Below are 19,997 nucleotides of genomic sequence, written 5' to 3'. Positions count from 1 at the left end.
CGGTGTGCAGACCGTGCTGCCGCCGGGTTACCTGTGCTGCGGTTACCCGCAGCGCGGCAGTGGTCAGTTCGACAAAGCCGAGAAGATGATCACCGACAACCGGGTGCTGTTCCACCGCGTGGCCAACACGCTGAACTACCTCGACATCAAGACGGTCGTCGTCTCCTGCGGCACCTGCTACGACCAGCTGCAGGGCTACAAGTTCGAGGAGATCTTCCCCGGCTGCCGCATCATCGACATCCACGAGTTCCTGCTGGAGAAGGGCATCACCTTGCCCGGCGGCGGCACCTACCTCTACCACGAGCCCTGCCACAACCCGATGAAGCTGCAGGAGTCGATGAAGACGGTCAAGGCCCTGCTCGGCAACGGCGTCGTCAAGAGCGATCGCTGCTGCGGCGAGAGCGGCACGCTCGGCGTCTCGCGGCCCGACATCGCGACCCAGGTGCGCTTCCGCAAGGAAGAGGAGATCCGCAAGGCCGAGGCGCAGCTGCGCAGCTCGGGCGCGGTCGGCCCGAAGGAGGACCTGAAGATCCTCACCTCGTGCCCGAGTTGCCTGCAAGGCCTGTCGCGCTACGAAGACGACCTGCAGAGCGGCCTGCTCGAGGCCGACTACATCGTCATCGAGATGGCGCGCAAGATTCTCGGCGAGGGCTGGATGGCCGACTACGTGGCGCGCGCCAACGCCGGCGGCATCGAGCGGGTGCTGGTCTGATGGCCGCGGCCGCGGTGCAGCCCGGCTGCGAGTTGTGCGCGGCCGCGCCGTCCGCGGCCTGGGCCGAGGTGGCGGCCGATGATCGGCTGCGCGTCGTGCGGGTGCTGGACGCGCCGGACTTTCCTGCCTTCTACCGCGTGATCTGGCGCGAGCATGTCGCCGAGCTGAGCGACCTCTCGTCGGCCGATCGCGCGCACTGCCTGGAGGTGGTGGTCGCGGTGGAGCGTGTGCTGCGCGAGGCGTTGGCGCCGACCAAGATCAACCTGGCGTCGCTGGGCAATATGGTGCCGCACCTGCACTGGCACGTCATCGCGCGCTTCGATTGGGACAGCCACTTTCCGCAGCCGATCTGGGGCGCCCGCCAGCGCGAGGTGATGCTGCCGGCGGCCGAGCGCCTGGCCCGGCCGATGACGATGCTTGACGAGTCGATCCGGCATTCGCTGGCAGGTGGCGCGGCGGCCTTGGTTAGCATCGCAGGATTGCGTTCACCCAGGCCCTGACCATGAACCGCGTTGCGACGTCCCTGCTTCTTGCCCTGACCCTGGCCGCTGGCCTGGCCGCCTGCGGGGGCTCGGACGGCAGTGCGCCCGTCGGCAGCAATGCCGACCTGGCGGTCGTCGATACCGGCCCCACCGAGGTCTACGCGGGCGAGACGGTGACCCACACGATCACGGTGACCAACGAAGGCCCGGCCGGCGCGACCGACCTGAGCCTCGCGCTGCACCTGGACGGCGCGCCAGCCCTGGGCGGCATCACCTGCGCCGCGACCGGCAGCGCCAGCTGCCCGACGGTGCTGGGCCCGTCGATGACGCTGGCGAGCCTGCCGGCCGGCGGCGGCCTGGTCTTTCACGTCGACGTGCCCGGTGCGGCCGACCTGATCGGCGCGATCACCACCTCGATGACGGTCAGCGCCGCGGCCGACACCAACCGCGACAACAACACCGGCGAGGCGACCACGATCGCGATGGACCTTCGCAACGGCGACTACACCGTGTTCGCCAGCAACGGCCGCACGTACACCCTGTCGCTGGATTTCAACGCGATGACCTACAAGATGGTCGGCTCGCAGGTGAACGCGGCGGGAACGCTCACGCACGATGCCGACGGGGTGGGTTACGTCTTCGGCTTCACCGGCACCGCACGCTTTCGCATGGCACCCGACCTGGTCGTCGGCGGCTTCGATTTCAACCTGGAAGGCAGCGACCACCCGTATGACCACGGCGTGCGGCCTTTCGTGGCGGCCCGCGTCTTCAGCAGTGACACCGCCGCCCTGGTCGGCCGCAGCTTCAACCAGCTCGGCGTGAACCTGCGCCGCAACGACAAGCTGGAGTCTGTGGTCCTGCCGTCGACCTTCGGCACGGGCACGCTGCAAAGCTGCATGGCCCCGGTGCCGGTGCGGGTCGACCAATGCCCGGCCGATTACCTGGCCACGTACGCGCTCACCACCGTCGGCAGCGACATCAAGGGGATCGAAGCGACGACCGGCGACGTGATCCACTTCCGGCTGGCGCAATCGGGCTCGGCGCTGATCCTGCTTCGCTCGGAAGACGCCGCCGACGCGACCGGCCGCCACTTCCGCGTCGGCCTGGCCGAAACCACCGGCCTGGCCGGGGGCAGCTTCGCCACCAGCAGCACCCGCGCCGCCTGGGGCACGACCACGCTGACCGACATTCATTACGCCTACGCCGCCACCACCACCGCCGGCACGCTGATCGACGAAACGGCCGACCTGAGCCCGCTGACCAGCGTGGCGCCCGCGGGCCTGCGCCGGGGCAATCGCTCGATCGATGCGGCGGCCATCTTCCTGGCGCAGAATGACCCGCTGGTGCTGATGCTCGGTGCTTCAGGCGGCGTCGCGGAAGGCATCATCGACATCGGCCTGCGTTGAACACGCGGGTATCGCGCACCATGGCCACTTCGCACCCCTCCTCCTCCCCCCAACCCACCGCGCTGACGGTCCACCAGGCCTCGCGCGTGCTGGAAATCCACTTCGACGACGGCCGCGAGTTCCGCATTCCGTTCGAGCTGATGCGCGTCTATTCCCCGTCTGCCGAAGTGCAGGGCCACGGGCCGGGCCAGGAGGTGCTGCAAACCGGCAAGCGCGAGGTGCTGATCGACGCCATCGAGGCGGTCGGGCACTACGCTGTGCAGCCGCATTTTTCCGATGGCCACGACAGCGGCATCTTCACCTGGGACTACCTGTACCACCTCGGCGCCGACCAGGCCGAACTCTGGTCGCGCTACGAGCAGCGGCTGAAAGAGGCCGGGATGGAACGAGATTTGCCCATGCCCGCGAAGACGGGCGGTTCCTGCGGCCACCATTGAGGCCGCCGCGCATGAAGGGAGCGACGACACCATGAGCCAGACCCATTTCGGCTACCAGAGCGTGGACGAGCGCGAAAAGGCGCAGCGTGTCAAGGGCGTGTTCGATTCGGTCGCGTCGAAGTACGACGTGATGAACGACCTGATGTCGATGGGCCTGCACCGCGCCTGGAAGGCCTACACGGTGGCCGTGGCCAACCTGCGCGAGGGCGACCGCGTGCTCGACATCGCCGGCGGCACTGGCGACCTCGCCCGCGCCTTCGCCCGCCGCGTCGGCCCCAGCGGAAAGGTCGTACACACCGACATCAACGAGGCGATGCTGCGCACCGGCCGCGACCGCCTGCTCGACGATGGCCTGGCGCTGCCGACGACCATCTGCGATGCCGAGCAGCTGCCGTTTCGCAGCGGCAGCTTCGATCTCGTCAGCGTGGCGTTCGGGCTGCGCAACATGACGCACAAGGAACTGGCGCTGGCCGAGATGGCGCGCGTGCTGCGCGAGGGGGGCCGGCTGCTGGTGCTGGAGTTTTCCAAGGTCGCTGCGCCGCTGCAGAAGCCCTACGACTGGTATTCGTTCAAGGTGCTGCCCAAGCTGGGCCAGTGGGTGGCCGGCGACGCCGACAGCTACCGCTACCTGGCCGAATCGATCCGCATGCACCCTGACCAGGCGACGCTGAAGGCGATGATGAAGTCCGCCGGCTTCGGCCACGTGGATGTTCACAACCTCACCGGCGGCGTGGTGGCCCTGCACGTCGGCATCAAGTGTTGAGAGGGCGCGCCGGGCGCCTGCTGGCGCAGCCCGGATCGTGGCAGGCCCTGGGCCTGTTGGTCGGTTTCATGCCGGGCGAGGTGACTGGATTGCCGCAAGCCTTCGAGCCGGCGCTGGCCCTCTGGCTGGTCATCTGGCAGGGGGCCCGCCAGGCCTATCCCGCGTTGGACCCGCTGTCGCTGGTGCGCCGCCTGCGTTTCGGGTGGCAGGCCTGGCGCAAGCGGCGGGAGTGGCGCGCGCTGCGCCAGGTGCCGCCGCAGTCGCAGTTGGGCCGCGCGCTGCAGGCGCGGGGCGGCATGGTCCACGTGATCGCCTGGCCGTACATCCATCGCGCGTGGTCGGTCCGCCAGCGGGTCGACACGGTCGTGGCGCACTACCGCCAGATCGAGCGCCACCTCTGGCTGCAGGTGCCGTTCGGCTCGCGCCGGGTGCTGGCCACGGTGGGCGCGCCCGAGGCCGGCCTCACGCTGCAGATCGACCAGCCATCGTGGCTGGCACAGGAAGGCGAGCTCGCGCTGAACCTGTTCGACGGTGACCTGCGGTTGTACTCGGTGGGCTTCTCGTTCGGCCAGCGCCAGGGCCAGCCGGTGGTCTACATCGGTGCGATCCAGGGCCGTTCGGTCGACGGCGCCAACGAGCGATATGCGGAGTTGACCCGCCAGTTGCATGGCTGCCGTCCGCGTGATCTGGTGCTGCTGGCCCTGCTGATGATCGCCGAGGCCATGGGCATCGAGCGGGCCTACGGCATCTGCGACTACTACCGCCACTTCCGGCAGCCGCGCCTGCTTGCGCGCCTGGACACGCACGTCGCTTCGGCAGACTACGACGAGATCTGGCGCGACCGCGGCGGTGCCGAGACGGTTGACGGGTTCTTCGCCATCGACACGCGCTACAGCCCCCGGCCGCTGGACGAGGTGCCGACGAAGAAGCGCGCGATGTACCGTCGCCGCTATGAGATGCTCGGCGAGTTGCGCGCCAGCCTGCACGGCCGCGCCCAAGCCAACCGCCTGCCCGACGACCTCTTGCACACCTCTGCCCGGTGACCCGCCGGGTCACCGCGATGACCACCGTCCTGCTCACCGGCGCTGCCGGCTACATCGGATCGCACACCTGGCTGGCCCTGCAGGCCGCCGGCTTCTCGGTCGTCGGCCTCGATGACTTCTCGAACAGCTCGCCCGAGGTGCTCGAGCGCCTGCGCGAGCTCGGCGGCCGCAGGCCGGTGTTCGAGCGCGCCAGCGTCACCGACGCGGCGGCGCTGGACGCGGTCTTCGCCCGCCACCGCATCGATGCGGTCGTGCACTTCGCCGCCTTCAAGGCGGTGGGCGAGTCCGCTGCGCAGCCGCTGGCCTACTACGCCAACAACGTCGGCGGCCTCGTCGGCACCTGCCAGGCGATGCAGCGCCATGGCGTCAAGACCCTGGTCTTCAGCTCCAGCGCCACCGTCTACGGCGAGCCGAAATACCTGCCCTACGACGAGGCCCACCCGCTGTCGGCGATGAACGTCTACGGCCGCACCAAGCTCTTCGGCGAGCAGATCCTGCGCGACCTCGAAGCCTCCGACCCGGCCTGGAAGATCGCCTGGCTGCGCTATTTCAACCCGGTCGGCGCGCACGAGAGCGGCCGCATCGGCGAAGACCCACGCGGCGTGCCGAACAACCTGATGCCCTACGTGACGCAGGTGGCCGTCGGCCGGCGCGAGTTCCTGCAGGTCTTTGGCGGCGACTACGACACGCCGGACGGCACCGGCGTGCGCGACTACCTGCACGTGATGGACCTGGCCGAGGGGCACGTCGCGGCGCTGCGCTACCTGCTCGACCACGGCGCGTCGATCACCACCAACCTGGGCACCGGGCAGGGCACGAGCGTGCTGCAGCTGGTGCAGGCGTTCGAGCGCGCCAGCGGCCGGCCGATCCCGTACCGCATCGTCGACCGCCGCCCCGGCGACCTGCCGGCCTTCTGGGCCGACCCGACGCTGGCGCGCGAACGGCTCGGCTGGCGGACCCGGCGCGACCTGGACGCCATGTGCGCTGACAGCTGGCGCTGGCAGAGTGCCAATCCCCAGGGATACGCCTGACCCCGAACCTACAATCCACGGCCATGGCAAACCCCGTGACCGACCTGCTGCTGCCGGCGGCGACCGACCGCTTCATCCTGCTGGCCAACCACGTGTTGTCCAGCGCCTCGGCGGCCACCGACCGGCTCAAGCCCTACAGCGGCCGCAGGATGCGCATCGAGGTCGAGCACTGGCAGATCCCGCTGCCGCCCCCCCCGCCCCTGGTGCTGCGCGTGACGCCGGCGGGGTTGCTGGAGGCGGCCGGCAGCGAGGCCGAGCCGGGTGCGGATGCCCCGCCCGAGCTGCGCCTTCGCGTCGACGCGGCCCGCCCCTTCGAGGCGGCGCGGCGCGTCGCCACCGGCGAGCTGCCGCCGCTTCACATCGAAGGCGATGCGGCGTTCGCGGCCGACGTGAGCTGGGTCGCCGGCAACGTGCGCTGGGACATCGCCGGCGACCTGGAACGTGTGTTCGGCCCCCTGGTGGCCGGCGGCCTGTCGCAGGTCGGCGACAAGCTGGCGGCGACCGCCCGCGCGCTGGCGCAAGGGGCCGCCAGCGTGCTGCGCAAACCATAAGGCGGCTCGTCCAAGGGCCGCTCCATGCGTTTCGTCCTGCGGCTGGTCCGCATCGTCTTCACGCTGCTGCGCTACGGCATCGATGAGCTCGCGCTGTCGGGCTTCCGGCAGCACCGCATCCGCTTGCTGGCCGGTATCCTGACGCTGGGCCGGCGCTTCGAGCTGCCGCGCGGCGTGCGGCTGCGCATGGCGCTCGAGCGGCTGGGCCCGATCTTCATCAAGTTCGGCCAGGTGCTGTCGACCCGGCGCGACCTGCTGCCGCTGGACATCGCCGACGAGCTCGCCAAGCTGCAGGACCGCGTGCCGCCGTTTCCCGCCGCGCAGGCGCGGGCCATCATCGAGGCGGAGCTGAAGCGTCCGATGGACAGCGTGTTCGCGCAGTTCGACGACGTGCCCGTCGCCAGCGCCTCGGTCGCCCAGGTGCACTTCGCGGTGCTGCGCGACGGCCGCGACGTCGCGGTCAAGGTGCTGCGCCCCGGCATGCTGGCGGTGATCGACGACGACCTGGCGATCCTGCACATGCTCGCGCGCTGGGTCGAGCGTTTCTCGGCCGATGGCCGGCGGCTGCGCCCGCGCGAGGTCGTCAGCGAGTTCGACACCTACCTGCACGACGAGCTCGACCTGGTGCGCGAGGCGGCCAACGCGGCGCAACTGCGCCGCAACATGGCCGATCTGCCGCTGATCATCGTGCCGGAGATGTACTGGGACTTCTGCACCCGCCAGGTCTGCGTGATGGAGCGCATGACCGGCATGCCGATCAGCCAGGTCGGCCCCCTGCGCGCGGCGGGCGTCGACATCAAGAAGCTCGCCCGCGATGGGGTGACGATCTTCTTCACCCAGGTCTTCCGCGACGGTTTCTTCCACGCCGACATGCACCCGGGCAACATCCAGGTCAGCGTCGCCCCGGCCACCTTCGGCCGCTACATCGCGCTCGATTTCGGGATCATCGGCACCCTGACCGAGACCGACAAGGATTACCTGGCGCAGAACTTCATCGCCTTCTTCCGGCGCGATTACAAGCGCGTCGCCGAGCTGCACGTCGAATCCGGCTGGGTGCCGTCGAGCACGCGGGTCGACGCGCTCGAAAGCGCGATCCGCGCCGTCTGCGAGCCGCAGTTCGACCGGCCGCTGAAGGACATCTCGCTCGGCCAGGTGCTGATGCGGCTGTTCCAGGCCTCGCGCCGCTTCAACGTCGAGATCCAGCCGCAGCTGGTGCTGCTGCAGAAGACCCTGCTCAACGTCGAGGGGCTGGGCCGCCAGCTCGACCCCGACCTGGACCTGTGGACGACCGCCAAGCCCTTCCTCGAGCGCTGGATGGACGAGCAGATCGGCGGCCGGGCGCTGCTGCGCCGGCTGAAGGACGAGGTGCCGCATTACGCCCGCCTGCTGCCCGAGCTGCCGCGCCTGCTGCACGACGCGCTGGCGCGCCGCAGCGGCCAGCAGCCGGCCGACGACACGCTGCTGCTGGCCGAGCTGCTGCGTGAGCAGCGGCGCACCAACCGCCTGCTCGGCGGCCTGATCTGGGGCGTGCTGGGCTTTCTGCTCGGCGCGGCGGCCGCACGCTACGCGCTGCTGTGGGCCGGCGCCTGACGTAGCCCCCACGCTCCGTTCCGGTCGCTGCCCCCTTGGGGGCTCTTGCAGCGGACCGGCCAAGCCGGGTCCGCGCCAATCCCTTGGCTAAACTCGCGTCCGTTTTGCCCGCCCGGAGTGCCCATGCTGCTGTCCCTGGTCATTGCCTACCTGCTCGTCACCATCGCGATCGGCCTGTGGGCCGCCAAGCGCGTCAAGAACACGGCCGACTTCGCCATCGCCGGGCGCCACCTGCCGCTGGTGATGATCATCACGACGACCTTCGCGACCTGGTTCGGCTCGGAGACGGTGCTTGGCATCCCGGCCAAGTTCGTCCAGGGCGGCCTGAACGGCGTGGTCGAAGACCCGTTCGGCGCCGGCACCTGCCTGATCCTGGTCGGCCTGTTCTTCGCGGCGCGCCTGTACAAGATGACGCTGTTGACGATCAGCGACTACTACCGCGAGCGCTACGGGCGCCTGATCGAGGTGGTGTGCTCGCTGATCATCATCCTGTCCTACCTGGGTTGGGTCTCGGCGCAGGTCACCGCGCTCGGCCTGGTGTTCAACCTGCTGTCCAACGAAGCGATCAGCATTCCCCTGGGCATGGTGCTCGGTACCGCCTCGATCCTGGCCTACACGCTGTTCGGCGGCATGTGGTCGGTGGCGGTGACCGACTTCATCCAGATGATCATCCTCGTCGTGGGCCTGTCGATCATCGCGATGTTCGCGGCCGACCAGGCCGGCGGCGCCGACAAGGTGATCGCGCTGGCCTCCAGCAAGGACCTGTTCAACTTCCTGCCCGAGCCCAGCTTCGACCAGGTCGTGCTGTTCACCGCGGCCGGCATCACGATGATGTTCGGCTCGATCCCGCAGCAGGACGTCTTCCAGCGCGTGATGTCCGCCAAGAACGTCAAGGCCGCCACCCGCGGCCCGGTGATCGGCGGCATCTGCTACATCCTGTTCGCCTTCGTGCCGATGTTCCTCGTGACCAGCGCGCTGATCATCATGCCGGAGACGGCAGGCACGCTGATCCAGGACGATCCGCAGAAGGTCATCCCGACGTTGGTGATGCAGAAGATGCCCTTCGTGATGCAGGTGCTGTTCTTCGGCGCGCTGATGTCGGCGCTCAAGTCCACCGCGTCGGCCACGCTGCTGGCGCCTTCGGTCACCTTCGTCGAGAACATCTGGCGCCAGTTCTTTCCGCGCCAGAGCGACAGGCAGGAACTCTGGACGATGCGCGTCGCGGTGCTGGTGTTCAGCGTCTGCGTCTGCACCTACGCCATTGCGCTGCAGGGCACGCCGATCTATGACATGGTGTCCAGTGCCTATCAGGTGACGCTGGTCGGCGCCTTCGTGCCGCTGACCGCCGGCCTGTACTGGAAGCGCGCGACGACCCAGGGGGCGGTGTTCTCGATCGTGCTGGGCATCCTGACCTGGGTGCTGTTCATGGCCACGCCCGCAGGCGAGGCCTTCCCGGCGCAACTGGCGGGCTTCGTGGCCGCGATCGTCGGTGTCGTGATCGGATCGCTCGGCCCGCAGGCGCTGAAGAACCGGCACGCCTCGCACCACCACCTTGTCGGCGTGCCGGAAGGCGTCGCCTCGACCTTGAAAGCCTGAATCGCCCCCTTATCTCACGCAGGGGCCGGGGCGCTCGCCGGTGGGCCGGAGGGGCGCCCTTATAATTTCCTGTTTTGAATCAAGGGTTTGGTCATGCCGATCTACGCTTATCGCTGCGCCGCCTGTGGCCATTCGCGTGACGTGCTGCAGAAGCTGTCCGACGCGCCGCTGACCGTGTGTCCGGCCTGCGGTGCGGAGCAATTCACCAAGCAGATCACCGCCGCCGGCTTCCAGCTCAAGGGCTCGGGCTGGTACGCGACCGATTTCCGCAACGGCAGCGGCGCGTCGGCACCTGCCGCGGCGAAGCCCGAAGGCGCCGGCGCGGCCGGCACCGGCAGCGACGGCGGCAGCACCGCGGCCGCCGGCGGCACGCCCTGCGGCGGCTCCTGCGCCTGCCATTGAAGCCGCCAGTGGCAGTGCCCCGGGACACCTCTTGAAGAAATACCTGATCGCCGGCCTGCTGACCTGGCTGCCCCTGGCCATCACGATCTGGGTGCTGCTGTGGGTGCAGGGCCTGCTCGACGGCATGTTCAAGGGCTTCCTGCGCCTGGGTCATGTCGTGCTGCCGGCCGGGGCCGCCGAGACCCTGCGCGCGCTCGGCGAGTGGCCGGGCCTGGGCGTGGTGGTCATGGTGGCGCTGCTGTTCGTCACTGGCGTCTTCGTCACCAACCTCTTCGGCCAGTGGTGGTTGCGCCAGTGGGATGCGCTGATGAACCGCATCCCGATCGTCCGGTCGATCTACAGCTCGGTCAAGCAGGTTTCCGACACGCTGTTCTCCAGCAACGGCAACGCCTTTCGCGAGGCCGTGCTGGTGCAGTACCCGCATGCCGGCTCGTGGACCATCGCTTTCGTCACCGGCAAGCCCGGCGGCGAAGTGGCCGACCGGCTGCCTGGCGAGCATGTGAGCCTGTACGTGCCCACGACGCCGAACCCGACCTCGGGCTTCTTTCTGATGATGCCGCGCTCGGCCCTGCATCCGCTGGACATGAGCGTCGACGAAGCGCTGAAGTACATCATCTCGATGGGCGTGGTCGTGCCCCCGCCCCCCGCGCCCCCGGCCGGCCGCCTGGCCCCGCCGGAGGGGGCCGACCCCAATCGGGCGGGCTGAGCCGCCGAGGCATCCGGCGCTCAGTCCTGAGGGTTGACCACCCCGCCCCCGAGCCCTCCAATCCCCCGATACCCCGAATCCTTCTGTCGCCTGCCGGATGCAGGCTGGAGCAAACGCATGAGAACGACCTACTGCGGCCTCGTCAGCGAAGCGCTGATGGGCCAGACCGTGACCCTGATGGGCTGGGCCCACCGCCGCCGCGACCACGGCGGCGTGATCTTCATCGACCTGCGCGACCGCGAAGGCCTGGTGCAGATCGTCTGCGACCCGGACCGCCCGGAGATGTTCGCCACCGCCGAAGGCGTGCGCAACGAGTTCTGTCTGAAGGTGGTGGGCAAGGTGCGCGCGCGGCCGGCCGGCACCGAGAACGCCCACCTCGTGTCCGGCAAGATCGAAGTGCTGTGCCATGAGCTCGAGGTGCTGAACCCGTCGGTCACGCCGCCGTTCCAGCTCGACGACGAGAACCTCTCCGAGACCACGCGGCTGACCCACCGCGTGCTGGATCTGCGCCGCCCGCAGATGCAGAAGAACATGATGCTGCGCTACCGCGTCGCGATGGAGGTGCGCAAGTTCCTCGACGCGAACGGCTTCGTCGACATCGAGACCCCGATGCTGACCAAGAGCACGCCCGAAGGCGCGCGCGACTACCTGGTGCCCAGCCGTGTGCACGACGGCCACTTCTTCGCGCTGCCGCAGTCGCCGCAGCTGTTCAAGCAGCTGCTGATGGTCGCGGGCTTCGACCGCTACTACCAGATCACCAAGTGCTTCCGCGACGAGGATCTGCGCGCCGATCGCCAGCCCGAGTTCACGCAGATCGACATCGAGACTTCGTTCCTCAACGAGGAAGAGATCCGCGGCATGTTCGAGGGCATGATCCGCACGGTCTTCCGCAACACGATCGGCGTGGACCTGCCAGGCTACCCGGTGATGACCTATGCCGACGCGATGTACCAGTACGGCTCCGACAAGCCCGACCTGCGCGTCAAGCTCAAGTTCACCGAGCTGACCGACGTGATGAAGGACGTCGACTTCAAGGTCTTCTCGACCCCCGCCACGACCAAGGGCGGCCGCGTCGTCGCGCTGAAGGTGCCCGGCGGCGGCGAGATGAGCCGCGGCGAGATCGACGGCTACACCGAGTTCGTCAAGATCTACGGTGCCAAGGGCCTGGCCTGGATCAAGGTCAACGACGTGGCCAAGGGCCGCGAGGGCCTGCAATCGCCGGTGGTGAAGAACCTGCACGATGCCGCGATCGCCGAGATCATCGCCCGCACCGGTGCCTGCAATGGCGACCTGATCTTCTTCGGCGCCGACAAGGCCAAGGTGGTGAACGACGCGATCGGCGCGCTGCGCGTGAAGGTCGGCCACAGCGAGTTCGGCCGCAACCACGGCCTGTTCGAGGACAAGTGGGCGCCGCTGTGGGTGGTCGACTTCCCGATGTTCGAGCACGACGAGGAGGGCGACCGCTGGAACGCGGTGCACCACCCGTTCACCAGCCCGAAGGACGGCCATGAGAACCTGATGGACACCGACCCCGGGGCCTGCATCGCCAAGGCCTACGACATGGTGCTCAACGGCTGGGAGCTGGGCGGCGGCTCGGTGCGCATCCACCGCGCCGAGGTGCAGAGCAAGGTCTTCAGCGCGCTGAAGATCGGCCCGGAAGAGGCCCAGCAGAAGTTCGGCTTCCTGCTCGACGCGCTGCAGTACGGCGCGCCGCCGCACGGTGGCCTGGCCTTCGGCCTGGACCGCATCGTCACGATGATGACCAAGGCCGATTCGATCCGCGACGTGATCGCCTTCCCGAAGACGCAGCGCGCCCAGTGCCTGCTGACCGGCGCGCCGAGCGCGGTGGACGAGAAGCAGCTGCGCGAGCTGCACATCCGGCTGCGCAACGCGGTGGCGGCGGGCTGAAGCCGAACCGCACGGCACAGCACAAAGGGCCCCGCGCGGGGCCCTTTGTCTTTCGGGGCGGAGAGGCGACGCGTGCCGCTCAACGCCGCCGCAGCCGCGGAACCATGCGGGCCAGCGTGTAGTCGCGGTCGACCCAGTGGTGCTTGGCGGCGGCCAGCACATGCAGCACGACCAGGCAGGCGAGGGCCCAGGCCATCAGGATGTGCAGGGTCTCGAAGCGCCCGTGCCAGGCCGGGTCCCGGCCCACCAGGCTGGGCATCTGGAGCAGCTTCATCAACACGAAGGGCCGGCCGGCCGTGTTGACCGCCAACCAGCCACTGACCGGCAGCAGGACCATCAGCGCATACAGCATCAAGTGTGTGGCCTGTGCCAGCAGGCGTGCCGGCAGGCTCGGGAGCGGGCCGGGCACCGAGGCGCCGGCGCGCAGCGCAAGGCGTAACAGCACGAACACCAGCACACCCGAGGCCACGGCGATGTGCAGGCCGATGGCCGCGCCCTTCGCCGGCCCTTCCTGCTCGACGGCCCAGTCGCCGATGAACCAGGCGACGGCGATCAGCCCGGCCATCAGCCAGTGCAACCAGCGCAGCGGCGTGGGGTAGATCGTGCGGACAAGGCGGGACATCAACGAGCTCCAGCGGCGGGGGACATGGACCGCGAGTGTGTCGCGTGGCCCGGCCCGTCGCCCTGGCCCAGGTCAAGCCGTCCCGTGCTTGGTCTCGAAGCGGATACCGATGTCCTTCAGCAGCGGGGTCGGCAACTGGCCGCCGGCACAGACGATGACGGCGTGGTTGGGCAGGCTGAGCGTGCTGCCGTCGTCGACGCGCAGCTTGACCGCGTCGGGGCTGATCGACTGCACCTGGGAGCGCAGCCGCACGTCGATGCGGCCGCGGCCGCGCAGCTGCTCGAGCTGGTCGCGGTTCTTGGCCTTGACGCGCGAGAAGGCCTCGCTGCGGTATGACAGCGTGACGCGCGTCTTCGGTGTCTCGGCCAGTGCGATCGCGGCCTCGAGTGCACTGTCGCCGCCGCCCACCACCAGCACCGCCTGGCCGGCGTACTGCGCCGGGTCGATCAGCCGGTAGGCGACCTTGGGCAGCTCCTCCCCGGGCACGTCGAGCGTGCGCGGCGTGCCGCGGCGCCCGATGGCCAGTAGCACCGAACGGGTCTTGACCGAGCCGCGCGAGGTGGTGACGACGAAGCTGTCGCCGTGCTGCTCGATGGCCTGCATGCGTTCGCCGAAGTGGATCGCGAGCTGGAACTTCAGCACCACGCCGTGCCAGAACTCGAGCAGCTTCTCCTTGCTCACCTCGGTGAACTTCACGTGGCCGACCAGCGCCAGCTTGACCGGCGCGGTCATCGCGACCTTCTGCCGCGGGTAGTGGAAGATCGAGCCGCCGAGCGAGTTCTCCTGTTCGATGATGCGGTAGCGCAGGCCCTTGTCGATCGCGCTCAAGCCCGCCGAGAGGCCGGCCGGCCCTGCGCCGACGATGACCACGTCGAGCTCACTGTCGTCTCCGGGCGCCTTGGCCTGCCCGCGCACGGCGATCGCCTCCATCGCCTGCCGGCCCTGCTCGGCGGCCTTGCGGATCAGGCCCATGCCGCCCAGCTCGCCGGCGATGAACAGGCCCGGGACGTTGGTCTCGAAATTGGGCTTCAGCAGCGGGATGTCGAGGCCGCGTTTCTCGGTGCCGAAGACCAGCGAGATCGCATCGAACGGGCAGGCCGCATGGCAGGCGCCATGGCCGATGCAGGCCGAGGCGTTGATCAGCGTGGCCTTGCCGTTGACCATGCCCAGCGCGTGTTCCGGGCAGACCTTGACGCAGGAGCCGGAGCCGATGCACAGCGCGGGGTCGACGACCGGGTGCAGCGTCGGCGGCTCGTTCAGGCCCGCCGCGAGCGCGTCGGCCAGTTGCTCGGCATGGGCGCGCTCACGCCGGCCGCGCCGCCACAGGTGCCCACCCACCGCCACCGCCAGCAGCAGCAGGTAGGGCCAAACCACTGACCAGCTCACGGCACGACGTTCGCGATCACCAGCTTCAGGCCGCTCGCCCCGGGCTTGACCGGGGTGGACAGGCCCTCGAGGTCGCCGGGCTGCGGCATTGCCTGGCCGGACTTGGACACGCGGGCACCGACGACGACCTGGCTCGCCTGGCTGAGGCGGGCCTGCGAGCTCATTGCGAGGCTGTCGTCGAGCGTGAACTCCAGCGGCAGGTCGCGCACCCGCTTCTTCAGGATCGCCAGCGGCATGCGCGAGCCCTCGGCCGGCCGGGCGAAGACGAACACGGTGTCGTCGGGGCTGGCCTTCGCAGCCAGCGCCGGCGCCAGCTCGACGCGGCCGCGCACCGTGGCGCCGGGCGCTGGGGCGGCAGCCGAGGCCGCAGCGTCGGCTGTCAGCGGCGGCAGGCCGGCGAGCTGGCGGGCCTCGGCGAGGTTGGCGCGAGCCTGCTTGACGAGCTCGCTGTCGGGCGGGCCGGCGCGAGTGGCCTTTTCCCAGTGGCGCGCGGCGGCGGCATAGTCCTTCTTGTCGAAGGCGATCGTGCCGGCGAGCAGCAAGGCCTTCAGGTTGTTGCCGTCGGCGGCCAGTGCCTGGCTGACCAGCTGGGCCGGCTCGCCGTCGAAGCGGCCCTGGCTCGTCACCGCCAGCGCGTCGGCCAGGTCGGCCAGCGCCTGCGCGTTCTTCGGTTCCAGCGTCAGCACGTGGCGGTAGGCGGCGACGGCGGGCTCGAACTGGCCGAGCACCGAATACGAGCGGCCGAGCATCAGCCAGCCCTCGGCGTTGTTCGGGTCGTTCTTCATTCGCGCGGCCAGCGTGTCGACCATGCCCTGGATCTGCGCGACCGTCATCGAGTGCGGCGTCGACGCGGCGGCGTCCGGGCCGGCGGCGGCATCGACCGGTGCCGAGGGGGGCGGGGCGCCGGGGGCGGTCTTCCAGCCGTCACGGTCGCCGAGCCACCAAGTGCCGGCCAGGCCGAAGGCGGCGACGAAGAGCACCAGGCCGCCGATAAGGCGGCGCGAGGCTTTCGGCGCCGGCGGGGGAGCCGCCACACCGGGTGGCGGTACCGCAGCCGCCGCGCCGCCGGCGGCGGGTGCTGCCATCACCGCGTCCAGCAGGCGCTTCTCGAGCGCCGCTCGGGCGCTCTTGGCCGCGTCTTCCGACAGGGCGCCGCCGCGCTGCAGCGCATCCAGCTGGCGCAGTTGCTGTTTCAGGTCGTCGATCGAGTCAGTCATTGGTGTTGTCAGGTTCGAAGGCCTCGTCAGGCAGGCGGCTGCGCCGGCGCAGCACGAGGGCCAGGGTGGCCAGGCCCACCAGCAGCAGCAAGGCGGGGCCGAACCACAGCAAGGCGGTGCGCTCGTTGACGGGCGGGCGGTAGAGCACGAAGTCGCCGTAGCGATCGGTCATGAAGGCGCGAATCTCGTCCGGGCTGCGTCCGGCGCGCAGCTGGTCACGGATCTGCTGGCGCAGATCGCCCGCGAGCTCGGCGTGCGAGTCGGCGATCGTCTGGTTCTGGCAGACCACGCAACGCAGCTCGCCGGCGATCGCCATCATGCGGGCCTCGAGGGCGGGGTCGTCGGCGGCCGGGCGGGCTTCGTTGGCAAGGGCGGGCAAAGCGATGAGCGGCATCAGGGCCACGGCGAGCGCGGCCAGGTATCGAGACAGGGCCCTCATGCTGCGAGCCTCTTCAGCAGGGGCTCGACCTTGTCGCGCAGGACCTCGGGCGTCAGCGGCCCGATGTGCTTGTAGCGCACGACACCCTGGCGGTCGATGATGAAGGTCTCGGGCACGCCGTAGACGCCGTAGTCCAGCCCGATGCGGCCCTGCGGGTCGAACAGCGAGTCGGTGTAGGGGTTGCCGAAGCTATGCAGCCAGGCCGCGCCGGCGGCACGTTCGTCCTTGTAGTTCAAGCCGATCAGCAGCAGGTCGCGGCGGTTGCGGGCGAAGTCGACCAGCACCGGGTGCTCTTCGCGGCAGGCTCCGCACCACGAGGCCCAGACGTTGAGGACCCAGACCTTGCCGAGCAGGTCCTGGCGCGCCAGCGTGCGCGCGGGGTCGGCCAGGGTGGGCGCGGCGAAGGCCGGCGCCGGCTTGTCGATCAGCGGCGAGGGCACCTCGCGCGGATCCAGCTTCAGGCCCACGGCGAGAAAGACCGCGAGACCGATGAACAGCGCAAGCGGAATCAGTGCGCGGGCTTTCATGCGCGGGCTCCCACAGCAGCAGTGGCTTGCGCCGATTCGGCGCGACGCCGGTAGCGCCGGTCGCTCGCGGCCAGCGCGCCGCCGGCGGCCATGATCACGCAGCCGAGCCAGATCCAGATCACCATCGGCTTGTGCTGCACGCGCAGCGTCCACGAGCCGTCGTCCTGCGGGTCGCCGAGCGACACATAGAGGTCGCGTGCCGGGTTGGTATCGATGGCGGCTTCGGTCATCGGGTTGCGCTGCACGCGGTAGACGCGCTTCTCAGGCGTCAGTGTCGTGACCGGCGTGCCGTGGCGGGTGACCTCGACGCGCGCCTGGCCCGCGACGTAGTTCGGGCCGGTCAGCTCGCTGACGCCGAGGAAACGGAACTGGTAGCCGCCGACCTCGGTGGTCTCGCCAACGCGCATCTTCACGTCGCTCTCGGTTTCGTAGGTGCGCACGGTCGTCACGCCGACGATGAAGGCTGCGACGCCGAGGTGGGCGAGCCACATGCCGACATGGGCCCGCGTGACCTGCGACCAGTTCCGGCGCCAGGCGGCCACCTCCACCAGCACGCCGGCGGCGACCCAGGCGCCGAGCGCGTAGCCGGCCACCGACCACGGTGACGCGCGGCCTGCGAAGGCGGCGACCAGCGCGGGCACCAGCACTGCGGCCACCGCCGCCCAGCGCAGCCGCCTGGCCAGCGAGGGCAGCTCGTCGCCCTTCCAGCGCGCCAAGGGGCCGGCGCCGACCAGCACGAGCAACGGCGCCATCAGCCAGCGGAACACCGTGTCGAAATAGGGCGGGCCGACCGAGATCTTGCCCAGGCCCAGGGCATCGAGGAACAGCGGATACATCGTGCCGAGCAGCACCGCGCCGGTGGCGGTCAGCAGCAGCACGTTGTTGGCCAGCAGCGCGGTCTCGCGCGAGACGAGGTCGAAGCGCTGGCCGAGGCCGACGGCGGACGCGCGCCAGGCATACAGCGTCAGCGAGGCGCCGACCACGATGACCAGAAAGGCCAGGATGAACAGGCCGCGCCGCGGGTCGGTGGCGAACGCATGCACCGACGACAGCACGCCCGAGCGGACCAGGAAGGTGCCGAGCAGCGACAGCGAGAACGCGAGGATCGCGAGCAGCACGGTCCAGGCCTTGAAGCTGCCGCGCTTCTCGCTGACGGCGAGCGAGTGGATCAGCGCGGTGCCGACCAGCCAGGGCATGAAGGAGGCGTTCTCGACCGGATCCCAGAACCACCAGCCGCCCCAGCCCAGCTCGTAGTAGGCCCAGGCGCTGCCGAGCGCGATGCCCAGCGTCAGGAAGATCCATGCGGCGATCGTCCACGGCCGCGACCAGCGTGCCCAGGTGGCGTCGAGCCGGCCGCCCAGCAGCGCGGCGATCGCGAAGGCAAAGGCGACCGAGAAGCCGACATAGCCCATGTAGAGCATGGGCGGGTGGAAGACCATGCCGGGGTCCTGCAGCAGCGGGTTCAGGTCGCGCCCGTCGGCCACCGGCGGCAGCAGGCGCTCGAACGGGTTCGAGGTCAGCAGCATGAAGAGCAGGAAACCCGCGGCCACCAGCGACATCACCGCCAGCACACGCGCCACGAAAACCTGTGGCAGCGCGCGGCTGAAGACGGCCACGGCCTGCATCCAGACGGCGAGCATTGCGACCCACAGCAGCAGCGAGCCCTCGTGGCCGCCCCACACGCCGGCGATGCGGTAGGGCAGCGGCAGCAGGCTGTTCGAGTTCGACGCGACGTAGAGCACCGAGAAGTCGTTGCGCACGAAGCTGGCGGTCAGCGCGGCGAAGGCCGCCAGGACCAGCAGGCCCAGGGTCAGCGTGAGCGGGCGCGTGAGGCCCATCCAGTCGGCGCGCGACCGGGCCGCGCCGGCCAGGCCGAGTGTGCCTTGGGCCAAGGCGACGGCAAGCGCCAGGATGAGTGCGATCTGGCCGAGTTCGGGAATCATCGTTTACCTTCCACCAGGGTGGGTGCCGACTGCGGCGCATGACCTTGCGCCCGCTTCAGCGCCTCGGCCGCCTCGGGCGGCATGTAGTTCTCGTCGTGCTTGGCCAGCACCTCGCGCGCGACGAACACGCCGTCGGCGCCGAGCGAGCCCTGCGCGACGACGCCCTTGCCCTCCTTGAACAGATCGGGCAGCAGGCCGTTGTAGCTCACCGGCACCTCGCGCGCCGTGTCGGTCACGACGAAGCGGATCTGCACGCCGTCGCGCACCACGCTGCCCTCGCGCACCAGGCCGCCGAGGCGAAACGGCCGCTGCACCGGCGCCTCGCCGGCGGCCACCTGGGTGGGCGTGAAGAAGAAGACCAGGTTGCTGCGAAACGCGTTCAGCACCAGCGCGGTCGCGGCGGCCAGCGCGAGCAGCACGCCGGCGATGATCGCCAGCCGCTTGCGGCGGGGGGTCACTGCGGATCCTCCGTGCCGCGTTGGGCGACCTGGGCGCGGGCCCGGCGCAGGCGTGCGCGCACCAGCAGCGCCTCGGCCGCCAGCAGCACGAGGCTGGGCAGCCAGGCACCCCAGACGAAAACGGCGTGGCCTTCGAGCCGCAGCAGTTGGGAAAGGTGGTCCATGAGGGATATCAGTTCACTTTGATTCGTTCAGCCAGCCCGCGTCTTGCTCTTGCTCAAGGCTCAGGGCGCGGGCGCGGGTGAGGGAGGCGGCGATGGCGTGGGCCCAGAAGGCCACCGTGCACAGCGCGAGCGCCAGCAGCATCTGGCGCGCCATCGTCGGCGCGGCGGTCATACTGATAGAGGCGCCCTGGTGCAGCGTGTTCCACCACTTGACCGAAAAGTAGATGATCGGCACGTTCAGCGCGCCCACGAGTGCCAGCAGTGCGCCGGCCTGGGCCGCGCGGCGGTCGTCGTCGATCGATTCGACCAGCGCGATGTAGCCCAGGTAGAGCAGCAGCAGGATCAGCTCCGAGGTCAGCCGCGCGTCCCAGACCCACCAGGTGCCCCAGGTCGGCTTGCCCCACAGGGCGCCGGTCCAGAGGGACAGGAACGCCATCAGCGCGCCGGTGGGCGCCAGGGACAGGGCCCACATCGACGACAGCCGGGTGTTGAATGCCATGCCCATGCCGGCCCAGAAGGCCATGACGATGTAGATGAACATCGACATCCATGCCGCCGGAACATGCAGGAAGATGATGCGATAAGACTCGCCCTGCTGGTGGTCCGTCGGGGCG

Annotated in this window: 22 protein-coding genes; 13 read left to right on the top strand and 9 right to left on the bottom strand. The window is 69.7% G+C overall.

Annotated features, from left to right (window positions below):
• The 13 genes from VJ693_RS03120 to aspS form a co-directional block, all read left to right on the top strand.
• Positions 1–712 (top strand): (Fe-S)-binding protein (locus VJ693_RS03120; protein WP_324152007.1); only part of this gene is annotated, 712 nt, incomplete at its 5' end.
• Positions 712–1,212 (top strand): HIT family protein, encoded by a 501-nt coding sequence (locus VJ693_RS03115; protein WP_324152006.1) that lies wholly within the window; start codon positions 712–714, stop codon positions 1,210–1,212. The genes VJ693_RS03120 and VJ693_RS03115, both read left to right, overlap by 1 nt.
• 2 nt (positions 1,213–1,214) lie before the next feature.
• The gene (locus VJ693_RS03110) at positions 1,215–2,600 is read left to right on the top strand and encodes a CARDB domain-containing protein (RefSeq protein WP_324152005.1); all 1,386 of its coding nucleotides are present in this window, start codon (positions 1,215–1,217) and stop codon (positions 2,598–2,600) included.
• Positions 2,601–2,620: 20 nt separating this feature from the next.
• The gene (locus VJ693_RS03105; RefSeq protein WP_324152004.1) at positions 2,621–3,037 is read left to right on the top strand and encodes a DUF971 domain-containing protein; all 417 of its coding nucleotides are present in this window, start codon (positions 2,621–2,623) and stop codon (positions 3,035–3,037) included.
• Between the two features lie 31 nt (positions 3,038–3,068).
• Positions 3,069–3,800, top strand: a complete 732-nt coding sequence (gene ubiE, locus VJ693_RS03100; RefSeq protein ID WP_324152003.1) for a bifunctional demethylmenaquinone methyltransferase/2-methoxy-6-polyprenyl-1,4-benzoquinol methylase UbiE — start codon at positions 3,069–3,071, stop codon at positions 3,798–3,800.
• Positions 3,797–4,843, top strand: coding sequence for a VirK/YbjX family protein (locus VJ693_RS03095; RefSeq protein ID WP_324152002.1), 1,047 nt, complete (start codon positions 3,797–3,799; stop codon positions 4,841–4,843). The genes ubiE and VJ693_RS03095 overlap by 4 nt, the downstream gene beginning before the upstream one ends.
• A gap of 17 nt (positions 4,844–4,860) precedes the next feature.
• The gene (gene galE / locus VJ693_RS03090; RefSeq protein ID WP_324152001.1) at positions 4,861–5,874 is read left to right on the top strand and encodes a UDP-glucose 4-epimerase GalE; all 1,014 of its coding nucleotides are present in this window, start codon (positions 4,861–4,863) and stop codon (positions 5,872–5,874) included.
• A 23-nt stretch (positions 5,875–5,897) separates the two neighbouring features.
• A complete protein-coding gene (locus VJ693_RS03085) occupies positions 5,898–6,425 on the top strand; it encodes a hypothetical protein (RefSeq protein ID WP_324152000.1) in 528 nt (175 codons plus the stop codon).
• Between the two features lie 24 nt (positions 6,426–6,449).
• The gene (ubiB, locus tag VJ693_RS03080; RefSeq protein WP_324151999.1) at positions 6,450–8,015 is read left to right on the top strand and encodes a ubiquinone biosynthesis regulatory protein kinase UbiB; all 1,566 of its coding nucleotides are present in this window, start codon (positions 6,450–6,452) and stop codon (positions 8,013–8,015) included.
• A 123-nt stretch (positions 8,016–8,138) separates the two neighbouring features.
• Positions 8,139–9,611, top strand: a complete 1,473-nt coding sequence (locus tag VJ693_RS03075; RefSeq protein ID WP_324151998.1) for a sodium:solute symporter family protein — start codon at positions 8,139–8,141, stop codon at positions 9,609–9,611.
• A gap of 93 nt (positions 9,612–9,704) precedes the next feature.
• Positions 9,705–10,013, top strand: a complete 309-nt coding sequence (locus VJ693_RS03070) for an FmdB family zinc ribbon protein (RefSeq protein ID WP_324151997.1) — start codon at positions 9,705–9,707, stop codon at positions 10,011–10,013.
• 31 nt (positions 10,014–10,044) lie between these two features.
• Positions 10,045–10,719: a DUF502 domain-containing protein gene (locus VJ693_RS03065; RefSeq protein ID WP_324151996.1), complete on the top strand. Its 675-nt coding sequence runs from the start codon at positions 10,045–10,047 to the stop codon at positions 10,717–10,719.
• A 117-nt stretch (positions 10,720–10,836) separates the two neighbouring features.
• Positions 10,837–12,627, top strand: a complete 1,791-nt coding sequence (gene aspS, locus VJ693_RS03060; RefSeq protein WP_324151995.1) for an aspartate--tRNA ligase — start codon at positions 10,837–10,839, stop codon at positions 12,625–12,627.
• A gap of 79 nt (positions 12,628–12,706) precedes the next feature.
• On the opposite strand, the gene VJ693_RS03055 is transcribed toward aspS, so the two are convergent.
• The 9 genes from VJ693_RS03055 to ccmC all read right to left on the bottom strand — a co-directional run.
• Positions 12,707–13,249: a cytochrome b gene (locus tag VJ693_RS03055; protein ID WP_324151994.1), complete on the bottom strand. Its 543-nt coding sequence runs from the start codon at positions 13,247–13,249 to the stop codon at positions 12,707–12,709.
• Positions 13,250–13,321: 72 nt separating this feature from the next.
• The gene (locus VJ693_RS03050) at positions 13,322–14,623 is read right to left on the bottom strand and encodes an NAD(P)-binding domain-containing protein (protein WP_324151993.1); all 1,302 of its coding nucleotides are present in this window, start codon (positions 14,621–14,623) and stop codon (positions 13,322–13,324) included.
• A gap of 8 nt (positions 14,624–14,631) precedes the next feature.
• The gene (locus VJ693_RS03045; RefSeq protein WP_324151992.1) at positions 14,632–15,852 is read right to left on the bottom strand and encodes a c-type cytochrome biogenesis protein CcmI/CycH; all 1,221 of its coding nucleotides are present in this window, start codon (positions 15,850–15,852) and stop codon (positions 14,632–14,634) included.
• The gene (locus VJ693_RS03040) at positions 15,845–16,291 is read right to left on the bottom strand and encodes a cytochrome c-type biogenesis protein (RefSeq protein WP_324151991.1); all 447 of its coding nucleotides are present in this window, start codon (positions 16,289–16,291) and stop codon (positions 15,845–15,847) included. Before VJ693_RS03040 ends, VJ693_RS03045 begins: the two co-directional genes overlap by 8 nt.
• Entirely contained in the window at positions 16,288–16,818 is a 531-nt protein-coding gene (locus tag VJ693_RS03035; RefSeq protein ID WP_324151990.1) for a DsbE family thiol:disulfide interchange protein, read from the bottom strand. Before VJ693_RS03035 ends, VJ693_RS03040 begins: the two co-directional genes overlap by 4 nt.
• A complete protein-coding gene (locus tag VJ693_RS03030; RefSeq protein WP_324151989.1) occupies positions 16,815–18,761 on the bottom strand; it encodes a heme lyase CcmF/NrfE family subunit in 1,947 nt (648 codons plus the stop codon). Before VJ693_RS03030 ends, VJ693_RS03035 begins: the two co-directional genes overlap by 4 nt.
• The gene (gene ccmE / locus VJ693_RS03025; protein WP_324151988.1) at positions 18,758–19,219 is read right to left on the bottom strand and encodes a cytochrome c maturation protein CcmE; all 462 of its coding nucleotides are present in this window, start codon (positions 19,217–19,219) and stop codon (positions 18,758–18,760) included. The genes VJ693_RS03030 and ccmE overlap by 4 nt, the downstream gene beginning before the upstream one ends.
• A complete protein-coding gene (gene ccmD / locus VJ693_RS03020; protein WP_324151987.1) occupies positions 19,216–19,383 on the bottom strand; it encodes a heme exporter protein CcmD in 168 nt (55 codons plus the stop codon). Before ccmD ends, ccmE begins: the two co-directional genes overlap by 4 nt.
• A 13-nt stretch (positions 19,384–19,396) precedes the next feature.
• Positions 19,397–19,997: heme ABC transporter permease CcmC (gene ccmC, locus VJ693_RS03015; protein WP_324151986.1), on the bottom strand; the 601-nt coding region annotated here is incomplete at its 5' end.

Source organism: Ideonella sp. (genome assembly GCF_035254525.1).
Taxonomy (GTDB): Bacteria; Pseudomonadota; Gammaproteobacteria; order Burkholderiales; family Burkholderiaceae_C; genus Ideonella.
Note: the sequence above shows the minus strand (reverse complement) of the source record. Positions and strands in the feature narration are given on the sequence as shown.